Consider the following 1,858-nt stretch of genomic DNA (forward strand, 5'->3'; position numbering starts at 1 on the left):
CTGAAGGACGGCCTGCTGTTGCCGACGCCGCAGCCAACGCCAGTCGAAGGCAACGTCCTCAAGCTCTCCGAACGGCTGTTTGACGAGGACGCGGTCATTCTGGATCGGCCTGCCAGCACCAGTGTGCGCTACGCCGCCGAGCATGGTCCGGCGATCGAGATGTCGTGGCAAGGAGTTCAGGAATTGGGCATCTGGTCAAAGCCGGGTGGCGCGCCGTTCCTGTGCATCGAACCCTGGCACGGCATTGCAAGACCAGTTGACTTCGACGGCGATTTTGTCGACAAGCCAAGCCTGATGCTGATCGCGCCCGGTGCGAAGCGCGTGCTGAGCTATCAGATACGGCTGCTATGACGCCCCTGATCAGCAGATCCCGCCACACCGGCAGTGCCCGATGAAGCTGTATTTCAGCCGCAATCCCAATCCTCGGCTCGCGGTCGCGGTGGCACGCTATCTCGACGCGAAAGTCGACTTTGAATTCGCCTCGCCATTCGCTCCGGGGCAAGCGGAGAAATATCGCCCGTTAAATCCCAATCTCTCACTGCCCATCCTTGTGGAAGACGGAGGAAAAAGTCTCTGGGAGGCGGACGCCATAGCCTGCCGGCTCTCGCGCAGTGCGCATTCAGATTTCTGGCGCACCGGCGATGACGAACCCGAGATGATCCGATGGATTAGTTGGGGCAAGGAGCACTTCGCATTCGCTTGCGACACGGTGCATTTCGAACGTGGCACCAAACAGCGTTACGGCATAGGCCCGATCGATCAGGAGCGCGTGGAGGAGGGGCTAAGACATTTCCGCACGGCCGCCGCAATACTCGACGCCGTGCTTTTCGAGCGGCAATGGCTGGTCGGAAATTCGGTTTCCTATGCCGACTTCCGAATGGCGACATTTCTCCCGTTCAACGATGCCGCCAGACTGCCGCTCGACGACTATTCCTCTGTCAGCTGCTGGTATCGTCGGCTTGAAGAGATCGATGCCTGGCGCGACCCTTTCAGGGGACTGGATGCCCCCGAATTGCCGCCGGTGCCGCGAACGGCAGTTGCGGACCAGCGGTGAGGGGCGCGCGAAGCACCGCGCAGGAGGCCTAGGGCAATGACGTGCGGGAGATCGGATGAAAATCTATGTTCTGAGCGTGCTGGAGGGACAGGAATGGGTCCTTCCCCGTCAGGCGGACGACTACGAGCTGTTCTCGGCGCTCGGTGGCCAGAAGCAGACACGATGGCATCCGCCCCGGATGAAATTCCTGCGCGAGCATGACGACGGAACGCTCCGCCACTATTCAGATTTTCCATGGCTTGGTGAGCATGTGCTCATCGTGCGGGCGAGGCGTTGACGTTGCTGCGGTCAATCCTCGAACCGTACGGTGAATTCCTGCCGCTTCGTTCTGACGAGGCCATATCGCTCTTCAATGTCACCACCGTGGTCGATGCGCTTGACGAAGAACGCTCAAAGATCGTTCGCTTTGACGATGGCGGCATAATGGCGATCGAAGGCCTCGTCCTTCGACCGGGCGCAATTGGCGGCGCCGAGATATTCACGCTGCCAGAGCGTGCCGGTGGCGTGCGAATATACGATATCTATCTGCAGGAGACGATCGTGCGCCGGATCGGGGGATTGGGGCTCAAAGGCATTGCTTTCAACATGGTCTGGAGCGACGAACCGGTCGGACAAGACAAGATCGAATACCCAGGTGTGGAAAAGGGCATTTCAACCACAAGCTCGCTCAAGCGCTTTTGGGCCGGTCTACGGCGAAGAGCAGGGCTGTGATGTCAAACCTGCCGGACGGCACGATGCCGCCGACATGCGGCATCTCGCTCGCCCGCGCATCGGGCTCGAATAGCCGTGGCGTTCGCCGTGCAC

General features: G+C 60.3%; 3 protein-coding genes and 1 pseudogene. All 4 read left to right on the forward strand.

From position 1 onward, the window contains the following. Positions 1-351, forward strand: a pseudogene (locus tag EN935_RS33980) (aldose 1-epimerase family protein); the annotation flags it as partial. A 40-nt stretch (positions 352-391) separates the two neighbouring features. Continuing rightward, entirely contained in the window at positions 392-1,054 is a 663-nt protein-coding gene (locus EN935_RS33985) for a glutathione S-transferase family protein (RefSeq protein ID WP_127264545.1), read from the forward strand. Positions 1,055-1,109: 55 nt separating this feature from the next. After that, positions 1,110-1,331: a hypothetical protein gene (locus EN935_RS42445; protein WP_245468909.1), complete on the forward strand. Its 222-nt coding sequence runs from the start codon at positions 1,110-1,112 to the stop codon at positions 1,329-1,331. Next, complete coding sequence (locus EN935_RS33990) at positions 1,328-1,765, forward strand: DUF1629 domain-containing protein (RefSeq protein ID WP_245468907.1); 438 nt, start codon at positions 1,328-1,330, stop codon at positions 1,763-1,765. Before EN935_RS42445 ends, EN935_RS33990 begins: the two co-directional genes overlap by 4 nt. Positions 1,766-1,858 lie beyond the last annotated feature (93 nt).

It is taken from the genome of Mesorhizobium sp. M7D.F.Ca.US.004.03.1.1 (genome assembly GCF_003998635.1).
Classification (GTDB): Bacteria; Pseudomonadota; Alphaproteobacteria; order Rhizobiales; family Rhizobiaceae; genus Mesorhizobium; species Mesorhizobium loti.